The following is a 1,879-nucleotide window of genomic DNA, read 5'->3' as shown; positions in this document are numbered from 1 at the left end:
GCCTTCTCGATCTCGTCGAACAGGACCACCGAGAACGGCTTGCGCCGCACCTTCTCGGTCAGCTGGCCGCCCTCTTCGTACCCGACGTAACCGGGCGGGGAGCCGAACAGCCGCGAGACGGTGTGCTTCTCCATGAACTCCGACATGTCCAGCATGATCAGCGCGTCCTCGTCCCCGAACAGGAACTCCGCCAGCGCCTTGGACAGCTCGGTCTTCCCCACACCCGACGGGCCGGCGAAGATGAACGACCCACCCGGACGGCGCGGGTCCTTCAACCCCGCACGCGTACGCCGGATCGACCGCGACAGCCCCTTGATCGCGTCATCCTGACCGATGATCCGCTTGTGCAGCTCGTCTTCCATGCGGAGCAGCCGCTGCGACTCCTCCTCGGTCAGCTTGAACACCGGGATACCCGTGGCGGTGGCCAGGACCTCGGCGATGAGCTCCTCGGTCACCTCGGCCACGACATCCATGTCGCCGGCCTTCCACTCCTTCTCCCGCCGCTCCCGCTTCAGCTGCAGCTGCTTTTCCTGATCCCGCAGCGCCGCGGCCTTCTCGAAGTCCTGCGCGTCGATCGCGGACTCCTTCTCCCGCCGCACGTTCGCGATCTTCTCGTCGTACTCGCGCAGGTCCGGCGGCGCCGTCATCCGGCGGATCCGCATCCGCGACCCCGCCTCGTCGATCAGGTCGATCGCCTTGTCCGGCAGGAACCGGTCACTGATGTAACGGTCGGCCAGGGTGGCGGCCGCGACGAGGGCCCCGTCGGTGATCGACACCCGGTGATGCGCCTCGTACCGGTCCCGCAGACCCTTGAGGATCTCGATCGTGTGCGACAGCGACGGCTCGGCCACCTGGATCGGCTGGAACCGCCGCTCCAGCGCGGCGTCCTTCTCCAGGTGCTTGCGGTACTCGTCGAGCGTGGTGGCGCCGATGGTCTGGAGCTCGCCACGGGCCAGCATCGGCTTGAGGATGCTGGCGGCGTCGATGGCGCCCTCGGCGGCGCCCGCGCCCACCAGCGTGTGCAGCTCGTCGATGAACAAGATGATGTCGCCCCGGGTACGGATCTCCTTGAGCACCTTCTTCAGACGCTCTTCGAAGTCACCGCGGTAGCGGGAACCGGCCACCAGCGCACCCAGATCCAGGGTGTAGAGCTGCTTGTCCTTCAGCGTCTCGGGCACCTCACCCTTGACGATCTTCTGCGACAACCCCTCCACCACGGCGGTCTTGCCCACACCGGGCTCACCCACCAGCACCGGGTTGTTCTTCGTCCGGCGGGACAGCACCTGCATGACCCGCTCGATCTCCTTGTCCCGGCCGATCACCGGGTCGAGCTTGCCCTCCCGCGCCGCCTGGGTCAGATTCCGCCCGAACTGATCCAGCACCAGCGACGTCGACGGCGCCGACTCCTGCGGCCCGCCCGCCGCCGCCGGCTCCTTGCCCTGATACCCGTGCAGCAACTGGATGACCTGCTGACGCACCCGGTTCAGATCGGCGCCCAGCTTCACCAGCACCTGCGCCGCGACACCCTCACCCTCCCGGATCAACCCCAGAAGAATGTGCTCGGTGCCGATGTAGTTGTGCCCGAGCTGCAACGCCTCGCGCAGCGACAGCTCAAGAACCTTCTTGGCCCGCGGCGTGAAGGGAATGTGCCCCGACGGCGCCGACTGCCCCTGACCGATGATCTCCTCGACCTGCTGGCGCACCCCCTCGAGACTGATCCCAAGACTCTCCAGAGCCTTGGCCGCCACACCCTCACCCTCATGGATCAAACCAAGAAGAATGTGCTCAGTACCGATGTAGTTGTGGTTGAGCATCCTGGCCTCTTCCTGAGCCAGGACGACAACCCGCCGCGCACGGTCGGTGAACCTCTCGAACATCT

At 66.5% G+C, this 1,879-nt stretch carries 1 protein-coding gene; it reads right to left on the bottom strand.

The genetic code is table 11. From position 1 onward, the window contains the following. Positions 1-1,877: ATP-dependent Clp protease ATP-binding subunit (locus tag AAH991_RS39960; RefSeq protein WP_346231165.1), on the bottom strand; the 1,877-nt coding region annotated here is incomplete at its 3' end. Between the last annotated feature and the right edge of the window lie 2 nt (positions 1,878-1,879).

Origin of the sequence: Microbispora sp. ZYX-F-249, from assembly GCF_039649665.1 — a bacterium.
GTDB lineage: Bacteria > Actinomycetota > Actinomycetes > Streptosporangiales > Streptosporangiaceae > Microbispora > Microbispora maris.
This window is presented reverse-complemented; position numbering and strand designations above follow the sequence as displayed.